Source organism: Micromonospora sp. ZG13, assembly GCF_059359355.1.
Genome location: NZ_JCADBQ010000008.1, coordinates 211,654 through 230,900 on the forward strand (window position 1 = coordinate 211,654; position 19,247 = coordinate 230,900).

19 protein-coding genes are annotated in these 19,247 nt (G+C 73.3%); 10 read left to right on the plus strand and 9 right to left on the minus strand.

Going from position 1 to position 19,247, the window contains the following annotated elements; translation table 11 throughout:
- The first annotated feature begins 73 nt into the window (after positions 1-73).
- The 5 genes from AC5L34_RS18805 (at position 74) to AC5L34_RS18825 (ending at position 4,449) form a co-directional block, all read left to right on the plus strand.
- The gene (locus AC5L34_RS18805; protein ID WP_441176322.1) at positions 74-577 is read left to right on the plus strand and encodes a DinB family protein; all 504 of its coding nucleotides are present in this window, start codon (positions 74-76) and stop codon (positions 575-577) included.
- A 106-nt stretch (positions 578-683) separates the two neighbouring features.
- On the plus strand, positions 684-1,610 hold the full coding sequence (locus tag AC5L34_RS18810; RefSeq protein ID WP_494826156.1) for a hypothetical protein: 927 nt from the start codon (positions 684-686) through the stop codon (positions 1,608-1,610).
- Between the two features lie 264 nt (positions 1,611-1,874).
- The gene (locus tag AC5L34_RS18815; RefSeq protein WP_441176320.1) at positions 1,875-2,921 is read left to right on the plus strand and encodes an NAD(P)-dependent alcohol dehydrogenase; all 1,047 of its coding nucleotides are present in this window, start codon (positions 1,875-1,877) and stop codon (positions 2,919-2,921) included.
- Positions 2,922-2,945: 24 nt separating this feature from the next.
- Positions 2,946-3,461: a 2'-5' RNA ligase family protein gene (locus tag AC5L34_RS18820; protein WP_089001207.1), complete on the plus strand. Its 516-nt coding sequence runs from the start codon at positions 2,946-2,948 to the stop codon at positions 3,459-3,461.
- Positions 3,462-3,597: 136 nt separating this feature from the next.
- On the plus strand, positions 3,598-4,449 hold the full coding sequence (locus AC5L34_RS18825; RefSeq protein WP_441176319.1) for a S1 family peptidase: 852 nt from the start codon (positions 3,598-3,600) through the stop codon (positions 4,447-4,449).
- Positions 4,450-4,498: 49 nt separating this feature from the next.
- On the opposite strand, the gene AC5L34_RS18830 is transcribed toward AC5L34_RS18825, so the two are convergent.
- The 4 genes from AC5L34_RS18830 to AC5L34_RS18845 all read right to left on the minus strand — a co-directional run bounded on the left by AC5L34_RS18830 (position 4,499) and on the right by AC5L34_RS18845 (position 9,029).
- Positions 4,499-5,419, minus strand: a complete 921-nt coding sequence (locus AC5L34_RS18830; RefSeq protein WP_441176318.1) for a carbohydrate ABC transporter permease — start codon at positions 5,417-5,419, stop codon at positions 4,499-4,501.
- A gap of 58 nt (positions 5,420-5,477) precedes the next feature.
- Positions 5,478-6,428, minus strand: a complete 951-nt coding sequence (locus tag AC5L34_RS18835; protein ID WP_441176317.1) for a carbohydrate ABC transporter permease — start codon at positions 6,426-6,428, stop codon at positions 5,478-5,480.
- Between the two features lie 10 nt (positions 6,429-6,438).
- Positions 6,439-7,788: an extracellular solute-binding protein gene (locus AC5L34_RS18840; RefSeq protein WP_441176316.1), complete on the minus strand. Its 1,350-nt coding sequence runs from the start codon at positions 7,786-7,788 to the stop codon at positions 6,439-6,441.
- A gap of 158 nt (positions 7,789-7,946) precedes the next feature.
- Entirely contained in the window at positions 7,947-9,029 is a 1,083-nt protein-coding gene (locus tag AC5L34_RS18845) for an NYN domain-containing protein (RefSeq protein WP_441176315.1), read from the minus strand.
- Between the two features lie 277 nt (positions 9,030-9,306).
- Here AC5L34_RS18845 and AC5L34_RS18850 point away from each other — a divergent pair, with 277 nt between their 5' ends.
- A complete protein-coding gene (locus tag AC5L34_RS18850; RefSeq protein ID WP_441176314.1) occupies positions 9,307-10,455 on the plus strand; it encodes an endonuclease in 1,149 nt (382 codons plus the stop codon).
- An 82-nt stretch (positions 10,456-10,537) separates the two neighbouring features.
- On the opposite strand, the gene AC5L34_RS18855 is transcribed toward AC5L34_RS18850, so the two are convergent.
- From AC5L34_RS18855 to AC5L34_RS18865, 3 genes are all read right to left on the minus strand, one after another.
- A complete protein-coding gene (locus AC5L34_RS18855) occupies positions 10,538-10,660 on the minus strand; it encodes a hypothetical protein (RefSeq protein WP_441176313.1) in 123 nt (40 codons plus the stop codon).
- Between the two features lie 28 nt (positions 10,661-10,688).
- Positions 10,689-11,321: a CG0192-related protein gene (locus AC5L34_RS18860; protein ID WP_441176312.1), complete on the minus strand. Its 633-nt coding sequence runs from the start codon at positions 11,319-11,321 to the stop codon at positions 10,689-10,691.
- Positions 11,322-11,416: 95 nt separating this feature from the next.
- A complete protein-coding gene (locus AC5L34_RS18865) occupies positions 11,417-12,448 on the minus strand; it encodes an MBL fold metallo-hydrolase (RefSeq protein ID WP_441176310.1) in 1,032 nt (343 codons plus the stop codon).
- 131 nt (positions 12,449-12,579) lie between these two features.
- Here AC5L34_RS18865 and AC5L34_RS18870 point away from each other — a divergent pair, with 131 nt between their 5' ends.
- Positions 12,580-13,380: a crotonase/enoyl-CoA hydratase family protein gene (locus AC5L34_RS18870; RefSeq protein WP_441176309.1), complete on the plus strand. Its 801-nt coding sequence runs from the start codon at positions 12,580-12,582 to the stop codon at positions 13,378-13,380.
- A 111-nt stretch (positions 13,381-13,491) separates the two neighbouring features.
- Here AC5L34_RS18870 and AC5L34_RS18875 read toward each other — a convergent pair whose 3' ends face one another.
- On the minus strand, positions 13,492-14,586 hold the full coding sequence (locus AC5L34_RS18875; RefSeq protein WP_441176308.1) for a sugar kinase: 1,095 nt from the start codon (positions 14,584-14,586) through the stop codon (positions 13,492-13,494).
- Positions 14,587-14,589: 3 nt separating this feature from the next.
- Positions 14,590-15,255, minus strand: coding sequence for a bifunctional 4-hydroxy-2-oxoglutarate aldolase/2-dehydro-3-deoxy-phosphogluconate aldolase (gene eda, locus AC5L34_RS18880; RefSeq protein ID WP_441176307.1), 666 nt, complete (start codon positions 15,253-15,255; stop codon positions 14,590-14,592).
- A gap of 54 nt (positions 15,256-15,309) precedes the next feature.
- Between eda and AC5L34_RS18885 the strand changes: the two genes are divergently transcribed.
- From AC5L34_RS18885 to AC5L34_RS18895, 3 genes are all read left to right on the plus strand, one after another.
- Positions 15,310-16,086, plus strand: coding sequence for an IclR family transcriptional regulator (locus AC5L34_RS18885; protein ID WP_494826162.1), 777 nt, complete (start codon positions 15,310-15,312; stop codon positions 16,084-16,086).
- 191 nt (positions 16,087-16,277) lie between these two features.
- Positions 16,278-17,831, plus strand: coding sequence for a ricin-type beta-trefoil lectin domain protein (locus tag AC5L34_RS18890; RefSeq protein ID WP_494826164.1), 1,554 nt, complete (start codon positions 16,278-16,280; stop codon positions 17,829-17,831).
- A gap of 86 nt (positions 17,832-17,917) precedes the next feature.
- On the plus strand, positions 17,918-19,177 hold the full coding sequence (locus tag AC5L34_RS18895) for a ricin-type beta-trefoil lectin domain protein (RefSeq protein WP_441176304.1): 1,260 nt from the start codon (positions 17,918-17,920) through the stop codon (positions 19,175-19,177).
- The last annotated feature ends 70 nt before the right edge of the window (positions 19,178-19,247 follow it).

A 19,247-nucleotide genomic window follows, 5' to 3' on the forward strand; every position in this document is an offset into this window, starting at 1 on the left:
GGGAAGCCGTTTCTGTCGGTGGGCGGTCCTAGGCTCAGCCGCGTTCTGAAGGAGCCCAGGAGGGAGCGTGGCGATGTCCACGACCGATCAGTTGACCGGCGAGCGGGCCGACCTGGTGGAGACGCTGCGCCTGCATCGCGGCTTCCTGCGGCGGACCGTCGAGGGTCTGACCGACGAGCAGGCCGCCGCCCGCAGCACCGTCAGCGAGCTGTGTCCCGGCGGTCTGATCAAGCACGTGACGCAGGTCGAGCAGCGGTGGATGTGGTTCGCCGTCGGCGGTGCCGAGGCGATGAACCGCGAGCCGCTCGACTGGGCCGGCCAGTTCCGCATGAACGAGGGCGAGACGCTGGCGGGGCTGCTCGACGACTACGCCCGGGTGGCCGCCGAGACCGACGGGCTGGTCGGCACCCTCGACCTCGGTGCCACCCACCCGCTGCCGCAGGCCCCCTGGTTCCAGCCCGGCGCGAGCTGGTCAGTCCGCCGCGTCCTGCTGCACCTCGTCGCCGAGACGTCCCAGCACGCGGGGCATGCCGACATCCTGCGCGAGGCGATCGACGGCGCCAAGACGATGGGCTGAGCCAGGCCCCGGTCGCCGACCCGGCCCTTGTCGGCCGTCACACCCCGACCCGTGTGACGGTCCGGCGGCCCGTGGCGCTGAGGGACACGAGATGAAAGCACATCGGATGGACCAGGAAACCGTCGAGCGGCTGCTCGGCGGTCCGGTCCTCGACCCGCAGGACGGCCCACGTCCCGTCGCGTCGCTGTTGACCGCGGTGCGCGCCGCACCCCACCCCCGGGAGCTGGCCGGCGAGGAGGCCGCCGTCCGGGCCTACCGGCTGGTCCGGGCCGGGCGCCCTCCCGAGTTGCCGCAGCGACGCCGTCCCGCCCTCGCGGGCTTCGGCGTGCGCGCCGCGCTCGCCGGTGCGGCGCTCGCGCTCACGGGCGGGGTGGCCCTCGCCGCCACCGGGGGCACCCTGCCCCACCCGTTGCGGGCCCCGGCGCCCACCACCGCCGCTGTCCAGCCTGCCCCCGACCGGGACGCCTCCCGCACGGCGGTTCCCGACCCTTCGCGGGCGCCGACGGGCGGGGCCGACGGCCGGCCGGAACCGGACGCGGCCGTCCGGGAGTCCTGCCGGGCGTACCGGGCCGACGGCGACGACGGCCCGGGCGGTGCGCTCGACGACGCCGCCCTCGCCGACCTGATCCGCGCCGCCGGTGGCCGCGAGGAGGTGGCCGGCTACTGCGAGCGGGTGCTGGCCGACGAACCGCGGAGCCCCGGCCCGGCCGGCAGCCCGTCCGGTCGGCCCGGCGCCGATCCGACCGGCCCGCCGGGAGCGGGACCGACCGGGCACCCCGGAGGCGACCCGACGGCCCGCCCCGGAGTCGGGCCGACCATCCGCCCGGGCACGGAGCCGACGAACCGCCCAGGCGCAGAGCCGACGAGCCGCCCGGGCACGGAGCCGACGAGCCGCCCGGGCACGGAGCCGACGAGCCGCCCGGGCACGGAGCCGACGGGCCGGCGCTCGGGGCCGTCCACGTTGTCGCCGTCGGAGGCGGCCGCCCGGACGGCCCACCCCCGGCCCGCCGTGGACCCCGCCCTCGACGGGTGACCTCCCCGTGAGCCGCCTGCCCTGTGCGGAATGACCTCCCCGTGGACCGTCCCGCCCTCGGCGGGATGACCGCCCCGTGAGCCGCCCGCCCTCGGCGGAATGACCGCCCTGTAGGCCGCCCTCGGCAACCCGGGCGCCCCCGCCGACGGCCGCGTTCCCGGCTCACCCGGAAGGGGTGAGCCGACCCGCCGCGGGGCCCGTTTGGCCGGTCGCTGAACGGGCAGCCGGCAGTCGGACCGGAAGCGGGAGAACAGGAGGCGTCTGATGCGCGCACTGCGGTTGCCGGGCTGGAAGTCGGAGCCCGAGCTGGTCGAGGTCGACGAGCCGACCCCCGGCCCGGGTCAGGTGGTGGTCAAGATCGGCGGTGCCGGGGCCTGCCACTCCGACCTGCACCTGATGCACGACTTCGAGGCCGGCGCGGTGCCCTGGAACCCACCGTTCACCCTCGGCCACGAGAACGCCGGCTGGGTGCACGCGCTGGGCGACGGGGTCACCGGGCTGACGGTGGGCCAGCCGGTGGCCGTGTACGGGCCGTGGGGCTGCGGCACCTGCGCCCGCTGCCGGGTGGGCGTCGACCCGTACTGCGAGAACGTCGCCGAGGCGCCGGTGCCCGGCGGGGGCGGCGGCCTCGGCCTGGACGGCGGCATGGCCGAGTACATGCTGGTGCCGCAGGCCCGGCAGGTGGTGCCGCTGCCCGACGGGCTCGACCCCGTACTGGCGGCGCCGCTGACCGACGCCGGGCTCACCCCGTACCACGCGATCCGCCGGTCCTGGGCGAAGCTCGGCCCGACCAGCACCGCCGTGGTGATCGGCGTGGGTGGGCTCGGGCACGTGGGCGTGCAGATCCTCAAGGCCACCACCGCGGCGCGGGTGATCGCGGTGGACACCCGCGAGGAAGCGCTGCGGCTCGGCGAGGAGTGCGGCGCCGACCTGACCATGCTCTCCGGCGCGGACACCGCCCAGGAGATCCGCCAGGCCACCGGCGGTCGGGGCGCCGACGTGATCCTGGACTTCGTCGGCGCCGACCCCACCCTCGCGCTCGGTGCCGCCGCCGCCCGCACCGTCGGCGACCTCACCATCGTCGGCATCGGCGGCGGCACCCTGCCGGTGGGCTTCTTCTCGGTGCCGTACGAGGTGAGCATCCAGACCACGTACTGGGGCAGCCGGCCGGAACTCATCGAGGTACTCGAACTGGGCGCCCGGGGACTGGTGAAGCCGAAGGCCACCACCTTCTCGCTGGACGAGGCGGTCGTCGCGTACCGGAAGATGGCCGACGGCACGCTGGAGGGTCGGGCCGTCGTCGTGCCGTGAGCACCGCGCCCCTAGAGTGATCATGTGGTCGCGGCGCTGGAGCTCTACCTGGACACCGACGCCACCCGACGGATCCGGGTGCTCTGGGACGCGCTGGAGTCCGAGGGCGTGCAGAGCATGCGGTCGCTGCTGGAGCAGCGCCACCGGCCGCACGTCTCGCTCGCCGTCGCGCCCCGCTTCGATCCGGAGCGGGTCGCGGCGGCGCTGCGCGGGACGGTGGTGGCCGCGCCGTTGCGGCTGAGCTTCGAACACGCCGGGCAGTTCGTCGGCCGCGTCCTGTGGCTGGGCCCGACCCCCACGGTCGAGTTGCTCGCGCACCACGCGCGGGTGCACGGCCGGCTGGCCGAGGCCGGCATCCCGCTGGTCGAGCACTACCAGCCGGGGCGTTGGGTGCCGCACTGCACGCTGTCGATGCGCGTGCCGAACGTCCTGATGGCCGCCGCCGTGCGCCGCTGCCTGGAGGTGCTGCCGCTGGAGGCGACCGTGGTCGGCGCCGCCCTCACCGACCACGCCCGGGGCATCTCCCACCCGCTGCCGTAGCCGGGCCGCCCCGATGCCGCCGTCGCCGTCGCCGTCGGTGGCACCCTCACGGGCCGGACCGACCGGCCGCTTGTCCGCGTCACGCCCGGGGGTGGATCCTGTAGGGAATCGACAGAAACGAATCTTTGGAGGTTCGATGCGTCGTTTCCCGCTCGCCCTGCTCCTGCTCGCCGCGCTGCTGCTCGGCCTGCCGGCGCCCGCCCACGCCGCCCCCGCCCCCGCCGACGCAGCCCGCGCCGCGACCGCGCTCGCGCAGATCCGCACCACCGGCACCGCCTGGGGCCTCGACCCCGCCACCGGCCGGATGACCCTGACCGTCGACGACACCGTCTCCGCCCGGGACGTGGCCGCGCTGCGGGCGACCGCCGCCCGGGCCGGTGCGGTGCTCCGGCACGAGCCGGGTGAGCTGCGGCTGCTCATCGCCGGTGGTCAGGCGATCTACGGCGGCGGCGGGCGGTGCTCCCTCGGCGCCAACGTCCGCAGCGGCAGCACCTACTACTTCGTCACCGCCGGGCACTGCACCGCCGCCGGTGCGACCTGGTACGCCAACAGCGCGCAGACCACCGTGCTCGGCAGCCGGGTGGGCAGCAGCTTCCCCGGCAACGACTACGGGCTGGTCCGCTACACGAGCCTGGTCGCCCACCCCAGCGCCGTCTACACGTACCCCGGCCTCGTCACGATCAACGGCGCCGGCAACGCCCACATCGGCCAGACGGTCTGTCGCAGCGGCTCCACGACCGGGGTCCGCTGCGGCACGGTCACCGGGCTCAACGTGACCGTCAACTTCGCCGGCGGCGCCGTCACCGGGCTGATCCGGACCAACATCTGCGCCGAGCCGGGCGACAGCGGCGGGCCGCTCTACGTCCCCGGCACCGGCGTCGTCCTCGGCATCCTCTCCGGGGGCAGCGGCAACTGCACGACCGGCGGCACCACCTACTACCAGCCGATCGTCGAGATCCTGGCCGCGTACGGCGTGACCATCCCCTGAGCCCGCACGTGCCCGGCCCGACCCGTAAGACGGGCCGGGCACGGCGGGGTCAGCCCTTGCGGCCGGTGGTGGCGATGCCCTCGACGAAGTGCCGCTGGGCGAGGAAGAACAGCACCAGCATCGGCACGGTCGCGATGACGCTGCCCGCGAGCACGATCTCCCACTGCTGCTCGCCGCCGTAGCCGAAGCGGTCCAGCACCACCTTGAGCCCGCGCGGGAGGGTGTACAGCTCCTCGTCGCGCAGGTAGATCAGCGGCTTCATCAGGTCCGTCCAGCTCGCCTTGAACTCGAAGATGAAGGCCACCAGCAGGGCGGGCCGGATCAGCGGGAAGGCCAGCTTCCAGAACAGCTGCGGGTAGCTCGCCCCGTCGACCCGGGCCGCCTCGAAGTACTCGCGCGGCAGTGAGAGCAGGAACTGCCGCAGCAGGAAGATGTAGAACGCCGAACCGAACAGGTTGCCCGCCCACAGCGGCACCTGCGTGCCGGTCAGCCGCAGTTCCGTCCAGATCAGGTACGTCGGGATCATGGTCACCGCGAACGGCAGCATCATCGTCGCGAGCACCAGACCGAACAGCACATCGCGCCCCGGGAACCGGAAGTACGCGAAGCCGAACGCCACCCACGCGCTGGACAGCGTCACCGCGAGCGCCGCCGCCGTGCCCACCACCACGCTGTTGAACAGCCAGGTGACCATCGGCACCGCCTGCCACGCGTCGGCGTAGTTCTCCGGCGCGAACGGGGTGGGCAGGAACCCGCCGGAGAAGACGTACTCGCGGGGCCGCAGCGAGGCGCCGATCAGCCAGACGAACGGCAGCATGAACACCACGGCGGCGCCGACGAGCGCGACCACGAACAGCACCCGCTGCCACAGCGGGCGACCGCTCTCCTCGGCCGCCGCCCGCCGGTCGGCGCCTCCCGGCGCGCTCGCGGGTACGGGCGCGGCGACGGCCCGCTGCACCGTGGCCGTCACGACCGGCTCCCCTCGGTCGGCCGCCGGGCCACCCCTCCACGCCGCCTGCTGTCCACCGTCACGGCTGGTCCCCCTCGTAGTACACGAACCGGTTGCCGAGCTTCACCTGCACCAGCGTGATGATCAGGATGATCACGAAGAGCAGCCAGGCCATCGCCGAGGCGAAGCCCATGTGCAGGAACTGGAACGCCTCCTGGAACAGGTGGATCACGTAGAACGACGCGGCGTCGCTGTTGAACGATCCCTGCGTCTGCCGGTTGCCGAAGTACATGGTGTAGACCTCGGTGAACATCTGCAGCGACGAGATGGTGTTGACGATCAGCGTGAAGAACAGCGCGCCCGAGATCATCGGCAGCGTCACGTGCCGGAACCGGGCCCAGCCGCCGGCGCCGTCGATGCTCGCCGCCTCGTACAGGTCGCGCGGCACGTTCTGCAGAGCGGCGAGATAGATGATCACGGTGGAGCCGAGGCTCCACAGGCCCATCAGGACGATGCCGGGCATCACCCAGTCCGGGTCGGTGGTCCAGCTCGGGCCGTCGATCCCGATCAGGGCGAGGCCGCGGTTGATCAGGCCGTCCTGGGTGTTGAGCAGGAGCAGGAACAGGATGCCCACGGCCACCGCCGGGGTCATCACCGGCAGGTAGAAGACGGTACGGAAGAAGCCCTGCAACCGCCCGACCCGCTTGAGCAGCAGCGCCAGCCCCAGCGAGATCGCCATCACCAGCGGCACGTGCAGGAGCGTGTAGTACACGGTGTTGCCCAGGCTGCGCGCCACCATCGGGTCGGACATCAGCTCCCGGTAGTTGTCCAGGCCGGTGTACCGGGGCGCGTTGATCGCGTCGTACTCGGTGAGGCTGAGCCAGGCGCTGGCGATCATCGGCCCGGCGTTGAAGATCAGGAACCCGACGATCCACGGCGCCAGGAAAAGGTACGCCCAGCGCGCCTCCCGCCGGGCCAGCGGCGTACGACGCCGCCGGCCCGTGGGAGCGGGGACGGTGGTGGTGGCCATCCCCCGGGGCCTACTTCGAGGCCTTGTCGAGGGCGGCGGTCGCCTCCTGCTGGGCGCGGGCCAGCGCCTCCGCCGGCGGCGCCTGGCCCGAGAGGACCCGGTTGACCGCGTCCGTCCAGGCCTTGTCGAACTCGGCGCCGGCGGGCGAGGCCGGCATCGCGAAGGCGGCGTCCTGCACGGAGCGGATAGTGGCCACCGCGTCGTCGAAGCGCTTGTTGCCGGTGGGCTGGTACAACTCGTCGAAGATCCGCTTGTCGGCGGCGACGTTGCCCGTGTAGACGCCGGTGAACGGCTGGCCGGCGGCCTTGCGCGCGTCGGCGCGGGCCTTGGCGGCGGCGACCCAGGTGTCGGTGGCGGTGACCTTCTTCATGAACGCGCACGCGGCGTCCGGGTTCTTCGCGCCCTTGGGGACCACCCAGGCCAGCCCGGAGGAGAGGGTCACCGGCTTGCCCTGCCGGTCCACGAACGGCTTGACCACCAGTTCGGCCTTCGGGGTGTTCTTGGCGGCCTGGTTGAGGAACCACTCCTCCATGGGCCAGGCGACGATCTGGTTCTTCGCGAGCGGGTTCTGCGCGCCGAAGAAGTCGAAGGTGTCCCGGAAGGACTTGAACTTGCCCCAGCCGGCCTGGTCCTGGATCAGCCTGACCCCGGTGGTGAGCGCCTCGACCACCTTCGGGTCGTCGAGGTTGGCCTTCGTGCCGTCGGCGGAGAGCATGTCGACGCCGTTGGCCTTGGCCCACATGGGCAGGAACTCGGGGATCTTCGGGTCGATGCCGATGCGGGAGAGCCGACCCCCGGAGACGGTGGCGAGCCTGGCGTTGAGCGCGGGCAGCCCGGCCCAGTTCGCGAGGTCGACGTCGTCGACGGTCAGGCCCTTCTGCCGCAGCAGCGCCTCGTTGAGGTAGAGCACCCGGACGCTGGAGAACTCGGGGACGCCGTAGACGGTGCCGTCGAGGGTGACCTGTTCCTTCGCCGCCGGCCGGTACTGCCCCATGTCGATGTCCTGCTTGTCGACGCAGTCGGTCAGCGGTTGGATGGAGCCGCGCTTGGCGTAGGTGCCGATCAGCTTGCGGTCCATGTAGACCAGGTCGGGCGGGTTGCCGGAGGCGACGGCGGAGAGGAACTGCTGCTCGTCGAAGGCCCCCTCGGTGATCTTCAGGTCGACGCCCGGGTTGTCGCGCTTGAACGCGTCGACGCGCGTGGTCGCGATCTCGTCGGAGAGGCCGAAGCCCATCGTGGACAGGGTGCCCTCGGTGGCGGTACCACCGCCCTCGTCGCCGTCCCCGCCGACGCCTCCGCATCCGCTGACCGCCAGGGCGAGCACCCCGACGAGCGCGGCAGCACGCACCATCCGTGTCATTGACTCTTCCTCCTGCCAATCGGCGGGCGACGATGCCCGCTCGGACCGGCACTTCTCCGGTCAACGACCGCGCTAAACGTCTTTCAAGGAGGAATTGGCGTTTGTGGGAAACACAAGTCGAAACGGGAGCGTCCGCAACGACGCCGGGCGGCAGCTGCTCAGGCGGCCCGGGGGGTGAGGAGGTAGTCGTCGGCCTCGGGGCTCCACCGCAGGTCGACGACGCCGCTGGTGGCGGCCGCCTTGCAGAACTGGAGGAAGCTGCGGTAGCCCAGCTTCTTCTCGCTGAAGTCCGGCCGCGCCCGGCGCAGCTGGTTCTTCAGGCCGGAGAGGGCCACCGCGCCCTCGTCGCCGGCGAGGTCCGCCACCACCGAGCCGAGCAGCCCGAACGCCACCTCGCGGTCGCCGTGCTCGGGCAGGGACACCTCGGGGTCACCCTTGGCGGGCCCCTCCGCCAGCTCGACCACGTTGTGCCCGGCGAGGTGCCGCAGCAGCTCCCCGAAGGTGCGGAACCCGTAGTCGGACTCGCTGAACGTCGGGTCCTTGCGCAGCAGGGTGCGCTTCAACGTCGAGGCGGTCACCTCGCCGCTCGAACTGCCCTGGAGGCCGGCGACGGTCTGGGCCACGAGCACGGCGAGCGTGTCGACGTCCCGGGCGGCCTCCTCGGCCGCCGGCTGCGCCTCGGGCTCGGGCTCCTGCTCCACCCGCGGCACGTCGGGGCTGGGCAGGCGGGCCGGGCGCCCGCGCCGGACCCGGGCGGGAGGGACGTCGACGCCCTCCAGCCGGTCGTAGTAGAGGAACTCGTCGCACGCGGGCGGCAGCAGTGCCGAGGTCGAGTTCTCCACTCCGACGCCGATGACGCGCTTGTTCAGCTCGCGCAGCTTGTGGACCAGCGGGGTGAAGTCGCTGTCGCCGGTGCAGATGACGAAGGTCGAGATGTACCCGCGCTCGAAGGCCAGCTCCACGGCGTCCACGGCCATCTTGATGTCGGCGGCGTTCTTGCGCGACGCCCCCATCCGCTGGGGAATCTCGATGAGCTCGACGTGCGAGCGGGTGAGCATCCGCCGGTCCTCGTCGAAGTAGGACCAGTCCGCGTACGCCCGGCGCACCACCACCCGGCCGCGCTCGGCGAGGGCGTCGGCGATGGGGCGGAAGTCGAAGGCCACCCCGCCGAGATGGTCGCGGGCCCCCAGCGCGAGGTTCTCGTAGTCGAGGAAGAGGGCGATGCGGTCTTCGTGATCCACGCAGGTCAGCCTACCCCCGGCGAGGCGCCGGGCCGCCCGGTCCGTCGCCGCCCGGCGCGGTGAGCGCCGGGTGCTGGCGACCCTGACCTACCTGAGCGCCGGTCCGACGCCCGGGTAGCATGCTCCGGCCGGTGCTCCGCCCGGTGGTCAGGTACGCGCCGACGAGGCGCTGGCCGAAAGTTGCGCTCCCGCTCTCCCGGCGTTCACGCCCGCACCGCTAGCATCGCTGCTCATGAATATGAGGAGCAGTGCCCGCTCGGGGCCCAGAAGGCTGGCGATGGCGATCGCGCTGGCCGTCGTGCTGGTGGCGCCCGTGGCGGTGACGGCGGCGGCGTCGGCCGCCACCACCCTGACCGTGGCCCAGGCGCTCGCCGCGCAGGACGGTCGGACGGCCACCGTGACCGGCTACGTCATCGGCCAGCCGACCAGCAGCACGACGGTGCTCAGGTCCGGTTTCACCTCGGACACCGCGATCGCGATCGCCGACACGGCGGCCGAGACCGGGCCGAGCCGGATGCTCTACGTCCAGGTCACCACCGCCTACCGCAGCACGTTCGGGCTGCTCACCAACCCGGGCCTGCGGGGCCAGCGGGTCACCGCCACCGGCGCGCTCACCGCCTACTTCAGCCACGGCGGCCTGAAGAACCCGACGGCGATGACCCTCGGCGGCACCGCTCCCTCGCCGAGCCAGTCGCCGACCCCGGTCCCGACCACCACCCCGGTACCCGGCGGCGACTACGACTCCACCTACTACGCCAACGCGGTCGGCAAGTCCGGCGCGGCGCTGCGCAGCTCGCTGCACTCGATCATCAAGGTGCAGACGAAGCTCTCCTACGACCAGGTGTGGGAGGCGCTGCGCGACACCGACCAGGACCCGGCGAACAGCAGCAACGTCATCCTGCTCTACACCGGTCGTTCCCAGAGCAAGACCAGCAACGGCGGCGGCGTCAACGACTGGAACCGTGAGCACGTCTGGGCCAAGTCGCACGGCGACTTCGGCACCGCGACCGGGCCGGGAACCGACGTGCACCACCTGCGGCCGACCGACGTCTCGGTCAACTCGACGCGCGGCAACAAGGACTTCGACAACGGCGGCAGCCCGGTCACCGAGGCGCCGGGCTGCTACACCGACGCCGACTCGTGGGAGCCGCGCAACGCCGTCAAGGGCGACGTGGCACGCATGATCATGTACATGGCGATCCGGTACGAGGGCACCGACGGCTGGCCGAACCTGGAACTGAACCAGTCGGTCAACAACGGCACCGCGCCGTACCACGGCAGAATGTCGGTGCTGCTCCAGTGGAACCAGGCCGACCCGCCGGACGCGTTCGAGAAGCGCCGCAACCAGCGGATCTACGAGCGCTGGCAGGGCAACCGGAACCCGTTCGTCGACCACCCGGAGTGGGCGGGCGCCATCTGGGGCTGAGCCGTCCCCGCCCGACGTCGCGGCCGGTCCCCGATCCCGGGACCGGCCGCGCGTCGTGACGGGCCGGGCCGGGTCGCACCGGTCAGCCGGTCGCCCCGGCGACCACCACCCGGCCGCCCGCCGGCTCCGGGACGAAGGGCAGGCTCCTCGGTCCCACCGGCCGGCTGACCGCCAGGTTGATCGAGGCGCTGAGCAGCACGAGCATGTCCCGCCCTTCGTGGACGAGGCTGCGCTCAGCGCAGGCGGGCGTACGCCAGGGGCAGCGGGGTGGGCTGGTCGCTCCACGTGCCGGTCAGCACGGCGCCGTCGGACGCGGTGCCGCCGTCGAGACGGCGCACGACGGCCAACTCCACGGGATCGGTGACGATGAGGGTGAAGTCGTCCTCCACCACGCGGCGTACGGCGCCGACGGGTGGGACCTCGGCGCCCCGGGTGCCGCTGCCGGCGATGTCCATCGTGGGCTCACGGTGCTCGCGCCGGCCGTCGACCTCGAAGTACTCCTCCGCCTGCCCGGCGTCGGCGAGGACGGCCGCCGCCAGCGTGGCGGCGTAGACGGGGTCGGCGCAGCCGTCGTAGACCCAGCGGCGGCCGAGCACGGAGTGCTCGGTGGTGCCCACGAGCCAGTCGTCGCCGCCGTCGAGGGGCGCGCCGCGGTAGGTCAGCGGCACCTGGTGGACCGGCCCGTCGCCGGCCCTGACGAGCAGCGTCTCGACGCCGACGGCGCCGGCCGGATCGTCGAACCGGTAGGACGCCACGCGCTCGACGTCGGCGCCGGCCGCCCCCTGGTACCACGGTCGGCCGGGCAGCCACGCCGCCAGCAGTGCGAACTTGGTGGGGTGCATCTCCGCCCGGTGCAGCAGCGCCATACGTCGCATCGTAGGGGCACGGCCGTACTCCCCGCTGACCCGCCCGCGCCCGACGGCCCCGCCCCGAGGCGCCGGGTCCCGTACCCGCGGCGCGGTCACGCGGTGGCGTGGCGACGCACTCCCCCGGCGTCGGAGCGGGTCAGCCGGCCCTGGGCGACCAGGAGTTCCAGGTGCGCCGCCGTCTCGGTGACCGCGAGCATCGCGTTGAACACGTCGAGGTCGCCCAGCCGGTGCTCGCGCCGGGTCCAGCGCAACTGGGCGGCCACCTCGTACGCCGAACTCGCCCCACGGGCGACGGCGGCCTCCGTCTCGTCGAGCCGCGCGCCGTGGTGCGCGACGAGTTCGTCGACCCGCGCGTGCACGCTGGGCGTCACCGGCCCGTGCGCCGGGAGCAGCCGCGCGTCCGGTCGTCGCCGGACCAGCGCGAGCGAGCCCAGGAACTCGCCGAGCGGGTTCGCGGAGAGGGCGGCCTCGAACCCGATCGACGGCGTGATGGTGGGCAGCACGTGGTCACCGGCGAACAGCAGGGCCGAGCCGGTGTCGTGGAAGACGACGTGGCCGCGCGTGTGGCCCGGCGTCTCGACGACGTGCAGGGTGCGCTCGCCGTGGGTGATCCGCTGACCGTCGTGGAACCAGTCGTCCGGCAGTTCCCAGTCCTCGGTGCTCAGCCGCACCCCGGTCAGCTCCGCCAGGGTGTCGGCCAGCTCACCGGCGCCCAGCAGGCGCAGGTGGTCGAGCTGCTCGGCGAGCGGGTTGCGGTGCGGGGTCATGGACACCGTCAGGCTCGCGCGCTCGCCGGCGCCGAGGCTCACCCGCGTGCCGTACTCACGGCGCAGGTGCACGGCCTGCGTGTAGTGGTCGCGGTGGACGTGCGTCACGAGGAACCGGCGTACGTCCGCCAGCGAGCAGTCCAGCTCCTTGAGCGCCGCCTCGAGCGCGGACCTCGCCTCGGCGACCGCCCAGCCGGAGTCGACGAGGACGAGTCCGTCGTCGTCGCGCAGGACGTACACGTTCACCGCGCGCAGGCCGTCGTTGGGCAGCGGCAGCGGTACGCGATGGACGCCGGGGGCGACCTCGTACGTCCCGGGCCTGGTCCAGTCGTCGCGGTTGCCGGTGTCCGGGGCCATGACGCCGACCATAGCCCCGGCGCGGCGCGCCCCGGGCGGCCGGCCGCCGCGCACCCCGCCTTGCCGGGCCCGCCGGGCGTGTGGTTGGTTTCGGGGACAGGCCAGATCAGCAGCACACCGAGGAGACGCGCGTGGACGACCCGGTTCTCGTCGAGCGGGACGGGCACGTGGAGACGTGGACGATCAACCTGCCGGAGGCCCGCAACCCCATCTCCGGCGACGACGTGATCGACGCCCTGGTCGCCCGGGTCGACGCGGTCAACGCCGACCGGACGGTCCGGGCGGTCATCCTCACCGGCGCCGGCAGTGCCTTCTCCGCCGGCGGCAACGTCAAGGACATGGCGGAGCGGGTCGGCCTCTTCGGCGGCGCCCCGCACGAGTTGCGCGACGGCTACCGCCGCGGCATCCAGCGGATCCCCCGGGCGATGTACGCGTGCGACGTGCCGCTCATCGCGGCGGTCAACGGGGCGGCGGTCGGCGCCGGCTGCGACCTGGCGCTCATGTGCGACCTGCGGATCGCCTCGGAGCGGGCGTTCTTCGCGGAGAGCTTCGTCAAGCTCGGCATCATCCCCGGCGACGGCGGCGCCTGGCTGCTGCCCCGCGCCGTCGGGGCCGCGCGGGCCGCCGAGATGGCGCTGACCGGGGACCGGGTCGACGCCGCGACCGCCCTCGATTGGGGGCTGGTCTCCCGGGTCGTGCCGCACGGGGAGCTGCTCAGCGAGGCGCGCCGGCTGGCCGACCGGGTGGCCGCGAACCCCCCGCACGCCGTACGGATGGCCAAGAAGCTGCTGCGCGAGGCCCAGCACCAGAGCCTCGACAGCATCCTGGAGCTCTCGGCCGCGATGCAGGCGCTGGCGCACCAGACCCGCGACCACGAGGAGGCGGTCCGGGCCTTCCTCGACCGGCGCGACCCGCACTTCACCGGGGAGTGAGCGGGCCGGCCGGCCGGTGACGGCTGCGCCGCCGGAGCTGGCCGTCCCGCGGCTGTCGGGTCGTCGACCGGCCCCGACCGGCCTCCCGGGTGCGGCGCAGCCCCGGCGGGTTCAGCGCTGCACGCGCGCGCCGGCGCCCCGCACGAGCGCCTCGACCTCCCGGAGACTGGCCATCGAGGTGTCGCCGGGCGTGGTCATCGCCAACGCGCCGTGCGCCGCGCCGTACTCGACGGCCGTGGCGAGGTCGCCCTTCTTCAGCAGGCCGTAGATCAGGCCGGAGGCGAAGCTGTCGCCGCCGCCGACCCGGTCCATGATCTCCAGGCCGGGCCGGTGGGTCGCCTCGACGAAACGCCCGTCGCCCCAGGCGATCGCACCCCAGTCGTTGACGGTGGCGGTGCGCACCGTACGCAGGGTGGTGGCGACGACCTTGAAGTTGTCGTACGCCTCGGTGGCCGCCTCGATCATCCGCTTGAAGTTGGCCACCTCCAGCTGCGACAGGGAGGCGTCGGTGTCGGGCACCTCGAAGCCCAGCGAGGCGGTGAAGTCCTCCTCGTTGCCGATCATCACGTCGACGTAGCGGGCGAGCCGGCGGTTCACCTCCCGCGCGCGGTCCTGCCCGCCGACCGCCTTCCACAGGCTGGGCCGGTAGTTGAGGTCGTACGAGACGACGGTGCCGTGCCGGGCTGCGGCGGCCATCGCGGCCTCCATCGTCTCCGGGGTGGTCTCGGACAGGGCCGCGTAGATGCCGCCGGTGTGCAGCCACCGCACCCCCAGCGTGCCGAACAGGTGGTCCCAGTCCACCTGGTCGGCCCGCAGTTGGCTGGCGGCGCTGTGGCCGCGGTCGGAGGTGCCGACGGCACCCCGGACGCCGAAGCCGCGCTCGGTGAAGTTGAGCCCGTTGCGCACGGCGCGGCCGACGCCGTCGTAGGGCAGCCAGGTCACCAGTGACGTGTCCACCCCGCCCTGGAGTACGAGGTCCTCCAGCAGCCGGCCCACCTCGTTGTCGGCGAACGCGGTGACCACGGCGGTCCGCAGCCCGAAGCAGCGGCGCAGCCCGCGTGCCACGTTGTACTCGCCGCCGCCCTCCCAGGCCCGGAAGGTGCGCGCCGTGCGCACCCGACCCTCGCCCGGGTCGAGCCGCAGCATGATCTCGCCCAGGGAGACCAGGTCGTACCGGCACTCGCCGGCCGGACGGATCGACAGCACGGCTCAGGCCTCCACGGTGGGTCGGGCGGCTTCGACGGCCGCGGCGGTGCGGGCGGCGACCTCGTCCCAGCGCCCGGCGGCGATCAGGTCGGGGGCGACCATCCAGGTGCCGCCGACCGCCAGCACGGCGGGCAGGGCGAGGTAGTCCGCGAGGTTGGCGGTGTTGACCCCGCCGGTCGGGATGAACCGCACCGAGCGGAACGGCGCGGCGAGCGCCTTGATCATCCCGCCGCCGCCGAGCTGCTCGGCGGGGAAGAACTTGACCGTGTCGAGCCCGGCGTCGAGGGCCATCTGGATCTCGGTACCGGTGGCGACGCCGGGGAAGACGGGCACGCCCCGCTCCTGGCAGCGCGCGACGACCTTCGGGGAGAAGCCGGGGGTGACGACGAACCGGGCACCCGCCTCGACGGCCCGGTCGACCTGGGCGGGGGTCAGCACGGTGCCGGCGCCGACGAGCAGGTCGGATCGCTCGGACATGACGCGGATCGCCTCGGCCGCGGCGTCGGTGCGGAACGTCACCTCGGCCGAGCGCAGCCCGCCGCGGACGAGGGCGTCGGCCAGCGGGGCGGCGTCGCGGGCGGCGTCCAGCACGACGACCGGCAGGATCCGGGCCGCACCGACGGCCGCGACGACCGCATGTCTCTGTTCATCATTCTGTACGCCAGTCACATATGTGACCCTAGCCGTGCCGCCCGGCCTGTCAACCCCGCTAGAGTGGCGCCCATGACGCTGCCCGGCGGGTTCCAACCGGTGAAGTCCTCCACCCGGACGCTGGAGGTGCTCGAGGCGCTCGCCGCCTCGCCGCAGCGGCGCTCGCTGGTCGACCTGGCCCGCGCGCTGGACATCCCGAAGAGCAGCCTGCACGGCATCCTGCGCACCATGGCCCAGCGCGGCTGGGTGGAGAGCGACCCGACCGGCACCCGGTTCGGGCTGGGGGTGCGCGCGCTCCAGGTCGGCGCCGCGTACCTCACCAGCGACGACACCGTGGGCCTGCTCGGCGGGGTACTCGACGACCTGTCCCGGCAGTTCGGTGAGACCGTCCACCTCGGACGGCTGGACGGCGCGCACATCGTCTACCTCGCCAAGCGCGAGTCGGTGCACCCGCTGCGGCTCTACAGCGCGATCGGCCGGCAACTGCCGGCGCACGCCACCGCCCTGGGCAAGGCGCTGCTCGCCGAGCGCCCGGACGACGCGCTCGACGAACTGCTGAGCTGGCCGCTGCCCGCGCTCACCCCGCACACCGTCACCGACCGCGAGGCACTGCGCGCCGAGCTCGCCGCCGTCCGCGAGCGCGGCTACGCGGTCGACCGCGAGGAGAACACCGAGGGCATCGTCTGCTTCGCGACGGCCGTACCCCTGGCGGCGCCGGCCACCGACGCGATCAGCCTGTCGGTTCCGGTGGCCCGGCTCGACGCCGCCGGCGAGGACCGCATCGTCGCCGCCCTCCGGCGGGCCGTCGACCAGGTCCAGGCGGCGCGCGGCCTGCTCTCCACCGCCTGATCCGACGCCCTCCCGGCCCCGCCGCCCTCGACGGGGCCGAGGTGGGCGGCCCGACGCCGTCGCCGAGGGCGACAGCCGGACCACAACTGGCAACCTTCTTGACAGATGCGACGGGACATCGACAGACTTCTCTCAGAGAGCGCTCTCTGCACCCGTCCGCCACCCCTCGCCGCACCCCCGGGAGGATCTCCTTGTCTCGAAGACTGCGCGTGCTCGCCCCCGTCGCCACCGCCCTGCTGCTCGTCGGCCTCGCCCCCGCGGCGGGCCACGCGAGCGACACTCCCCCCGCCGCCCCGGCCCCCGCCGCGGCGGCCACGGTCGACCTCAGCCCCGCCCTGGTCGAGGCGATGCGCCGCGACCTCGGCCTCACCCCCGCCCAGGTCGACGAACGCCTGCGCACCGAGGCGGCGGCGCCGGTGGTCGAGCGACGCCTGCGCGCGAAGCTCGGCCCCGCCTTCGCCGGCGCCTGGATCCCGTCCGGCGGGCAGCGCCTCACCGTCGCCGTCACGGACGCGGCGCTCGCCCCGACCGTCCGCGCCGAGGGCGCCGACGTCACGGTCGTCGCCCGCAGCGAGCGCACCCTCGACACGGTCAAGCGCGCCCTCGACCGGCGCTCCGCCGCCGCGGACCCCCGCGACGTGCACGGCTGGCACGTCGACGTCGCCGGCAACAGCGTCGTCGTGTCGGCCCGGCCCGGCGCCGCCGACGAGGCGATCGCGTACGCGAGGGCCAGCGGCGTCCCCACGGACGCGATCCGGGTGGTCACCTCCCGCGACGCGCCGCGCCCGCTCTACGACATCCGGGGCGGCGACCAGTACGTCATCAACGGCAACACGCTCTGCTCGGTCGGCTTCGCGGTCGTCGGCGGCTTCGTCACCGCCGGCCACTGCGGCGGCGTCGGCAGCCCCACCCTCGGCTTCAACAACGTCTCGCAGGGCACGTTCGCGGGCTCCTCGTTCCCCGGCAACGACTACGGATGGGTACGCACCAACGGCTCCTGGACGCCCCAGCCCTGGGTGAACAACTACGCCGGCGGCAACGTGACGGTGGCCGGCTCGCAGGACGCGGCGATCGGCAGCTCGGTCTGCCGCTCCGGGCGTACGACCGGCTGGCGCTGCGGGACCATCCTCGGCCGCAACGAGACCGTCAACTACCCGCAGGGCGCGGTGTCGGGCCTGACCCGCAGCAACGCCTGCGCCGAGGGCGGCGACTCCGGCGGCGCCTGGGTCTCCGGCAACCAGGCCCAGGGCGTCACGTCCGGCGGCTCCGGCAACTGCTCCACGGGCGGCACGACCTGGTTCCAGCCGGTCAACGAGATCCTCGGCGTCTACGGGCTGTCCCTGGTGACCACCGGTGGCGGCGGCGTAAGCCGGCTGATCAGCAACTGGAACAACCGCTGCATCGACGTGCCGAACTCCAACTTCTCCGACGGGGTGCCCCTGCAGACCTGGACCTGCAACGGCACCGCCGCGCAGTCGTGGACCTTCACCGGCGGCACGCTGCGTACGCAGAACAACAAGTGCATGGACGTGGCCTGGGGCTCCACCGCCAACGGCGCGACGATCCAGATCGCCAACTGCAGCGGCAACCCGGCCCAGCAGTTCGTCCTCTCGGCGGCCGGCGACCTGGTCAACCCGCAGGCGAACAAGTGCGTCGACATCAAGGAGTGGAACAACTCCGACGGCGCCCGCCTGCACCTGTGGGACTGCGTCGGCGGCGCCAACCAGAAGTGGCGGCGCGGCTGACCCGGTCCCGCCGCCGGGTCACCGCCGCTCGTCCCGCCGTCGCCGCGAGAGACGTCGCGCCGGCGCAGTTGCCAAGGAGGTCCTACATGTTCAGAGTCCGTACCCGTCGACGGCCGTGGGCGCTCGCCCTCGCCGCGACCGCGATCATCGGTGCCACCACGGCCCTCGCCGTGCCGGTCCACCCCGAACCGGCGCAGGCCGCCATCGGAGGGATCACCTGGCAGGACGAGTTCAACGCGCCGGCCGGCACACCCGTCGACCAGAGCAAGTGGCGCTTCGACATCGGCGGCGGCGGCTGGGGCAACAACGAGCGGCAGTACTACACCAACAGCACGAGCAACGCCGCGCACGACGGCCAGGGCAACCTGGTGATCACCGCCCGCCGGGAGAACCCGGCCAACTACCAGTGCCACTACGGCCGGTGCGAGTACACCTCGGCCCGGCTGCTCACGGCGGCCACGTTCACCCAGGCGTACGGCCGCTTCGAGGCCCGTATCAAGATCCCCCGGGGTCAGGGCATCTGGCCGGCGTTCTGGATGCTCGGCAACGACATGGGCAGCGTGGGCTGGCCGAACGCGGGCGAGATCGACGTCATGGAGAACATCGGCCGGGAGCCGAACACCGTCTACGGCACCATCCACGGCCCCGGCTACTCGGGCGGCGGCGGCATCACCGGCAGCCGCACCATCGGCCAGCCGCTCGCCGACGCCTTCCACACCTACCGGGTGGACTGGGAACCGAACTCGATCGTCTGGTACCTGGACGGCGTCGAGTACCACCGGGTGGACCCGGGACGACTCGGCGGCAACCGGTGGGTGTTCGACCACCCGTTCTTCATGCTCCTCAACGTGGCGGTGGGCGGGAACTGGCCCGGCTACCCCGACGCCTCCACGCAGTTCCCGCAGCAGATGCTCGTCGACTACGTACGCGTCTCGGGCTACACCTCGGGCGGCAACCCGCCGGGCACCACCGCGATCAGGGGCGCGCTCAGCGGTCGCTGCATCGACATCCCGAGCGCCAACCCGGTCGACGGGGCCAAGCTTCAGATCTGGGACTGCAACGGCACCGTCGCGCAAGCCTGGACGTTCGCCTCCGACGGCACGATCCGGGCGATGGGCAAGTGCATGGACCCGGCCTGGGCCGGCACGGCGAACGGCACCGAGGTCAACCTCGTCACCTGCAACGGCAACCCGGCACAACGCTTCACCCTCAACGCCGCCGGTGACCTGGTCAACCTCAGTGCGAACCGCTGCGTCGACGTGCGCGACCGCAACACCGGCAACGGGGGCAAGCTGCAACTGTGGGACTGCACCGGCGACGCCAACCAGAAGTGGTCGCGCGCCTGACGCGCCCCCACGCGGGTGACGACACCCGTCGGCGGCCCGCCTGAGCGGCGGGGTCGGCCGAGGCACCCGG

What these genes read in the sequence shown, in the direction of transcription:
- AC5L34_RS18805 (WP_441176322.1), top strand. Translation starts at nt 74, where the DNA reads ATGTCCACGACCGATCAGTTGACCGGCGAGCGGGCCGACCTGGTGGAG.
- AC5L34_RS18810 (WP_494826156.1), top strand. Translation starts at nt 684, where the DNA reads ATGGACCAGGAAACCGTCGAGCGGCTGCTCGGCGGTCCGGTCCTCGAC.
- AC5L34_RS18815 (WP_441176320.1), top strand. Translation starts at nt 1,875, where the DNA reads ATGCGCGCACTGCGGTTGCCGGGCTGGAAGTCGGAGCCCGAGCTGGTC.
- AC5L34_RS18825 (WP_441176319.1), top strand. Translation starts at nt 3,598, where the DNA reads ATGCGTCGTTTCCCGCTCGCCCTGCTCCTGCTCGCCGCGCTGCTGCTC.
- AC5L34_RS18835 (WP_441176317.1), bottom strand. Translation starts at nt 6,428, where the DNA reads ATGGCCACCACCACCGTCCCCGCTCCCACGGGCCGGCGGCGTCGTACG.
- AC5L34_RS18840 (WP_441176316.1), bottom strand. Translation starts at nt 7,788, where the DNA reads ATGACACGGATGGTGCGTGCTGCCGCGCTCGTCGGGGTGCTCGCCCTG.
- AC5L34_RS18850 (WP_441176314.1), top strand. Translation starts at nt 9,307, where the DNA reads ATGGCGATCGCGCTGGCCGTCGTGCTGGTGGCGCCCGTGGCGGTGACG.
- AC5L34_RS18855 (WP_441176313.1), bottom strand. Translation starts at nt 10,660, where the DNA reads ATGCTCGTGCTGCTCAGCGCCTCGATCAACCTGGCGGTCAGCCGGCCG.
- AC5L34_RS18860 (WP_441176312.1), bottom strand. Translation starts at nt 11,321, where the DNA reads ATGGCGCTGCTGCACCGGGCGGAGATGCACCCCACCAAGTTCGCACTG.
- AC5L34_RS18865 (WP_441176310.1), bottom strand. Translation starts at nt 12,448, where the DNA reads ATGGCCCCGGACACCGGCAACCGCGACGACTGGACCAGGCCCGGGACG.
- AC5L34_RS18885 (WP_494826162.1), top strand. Translation starts at nt 15,310, where the DNA reads ATGACGCTGCCCGGCGGGTTCCAACCGGTGAAGTCCTCCACCCGGACG.
- AC5L34_RS18895 (WP_441176304.1), top strand. Translation starts at nt 17,918, where the DNA reads ATGTTCAGAGTCCGTACCCGTCGACGGCCGTGGGCGCTCGCCCTCGCC.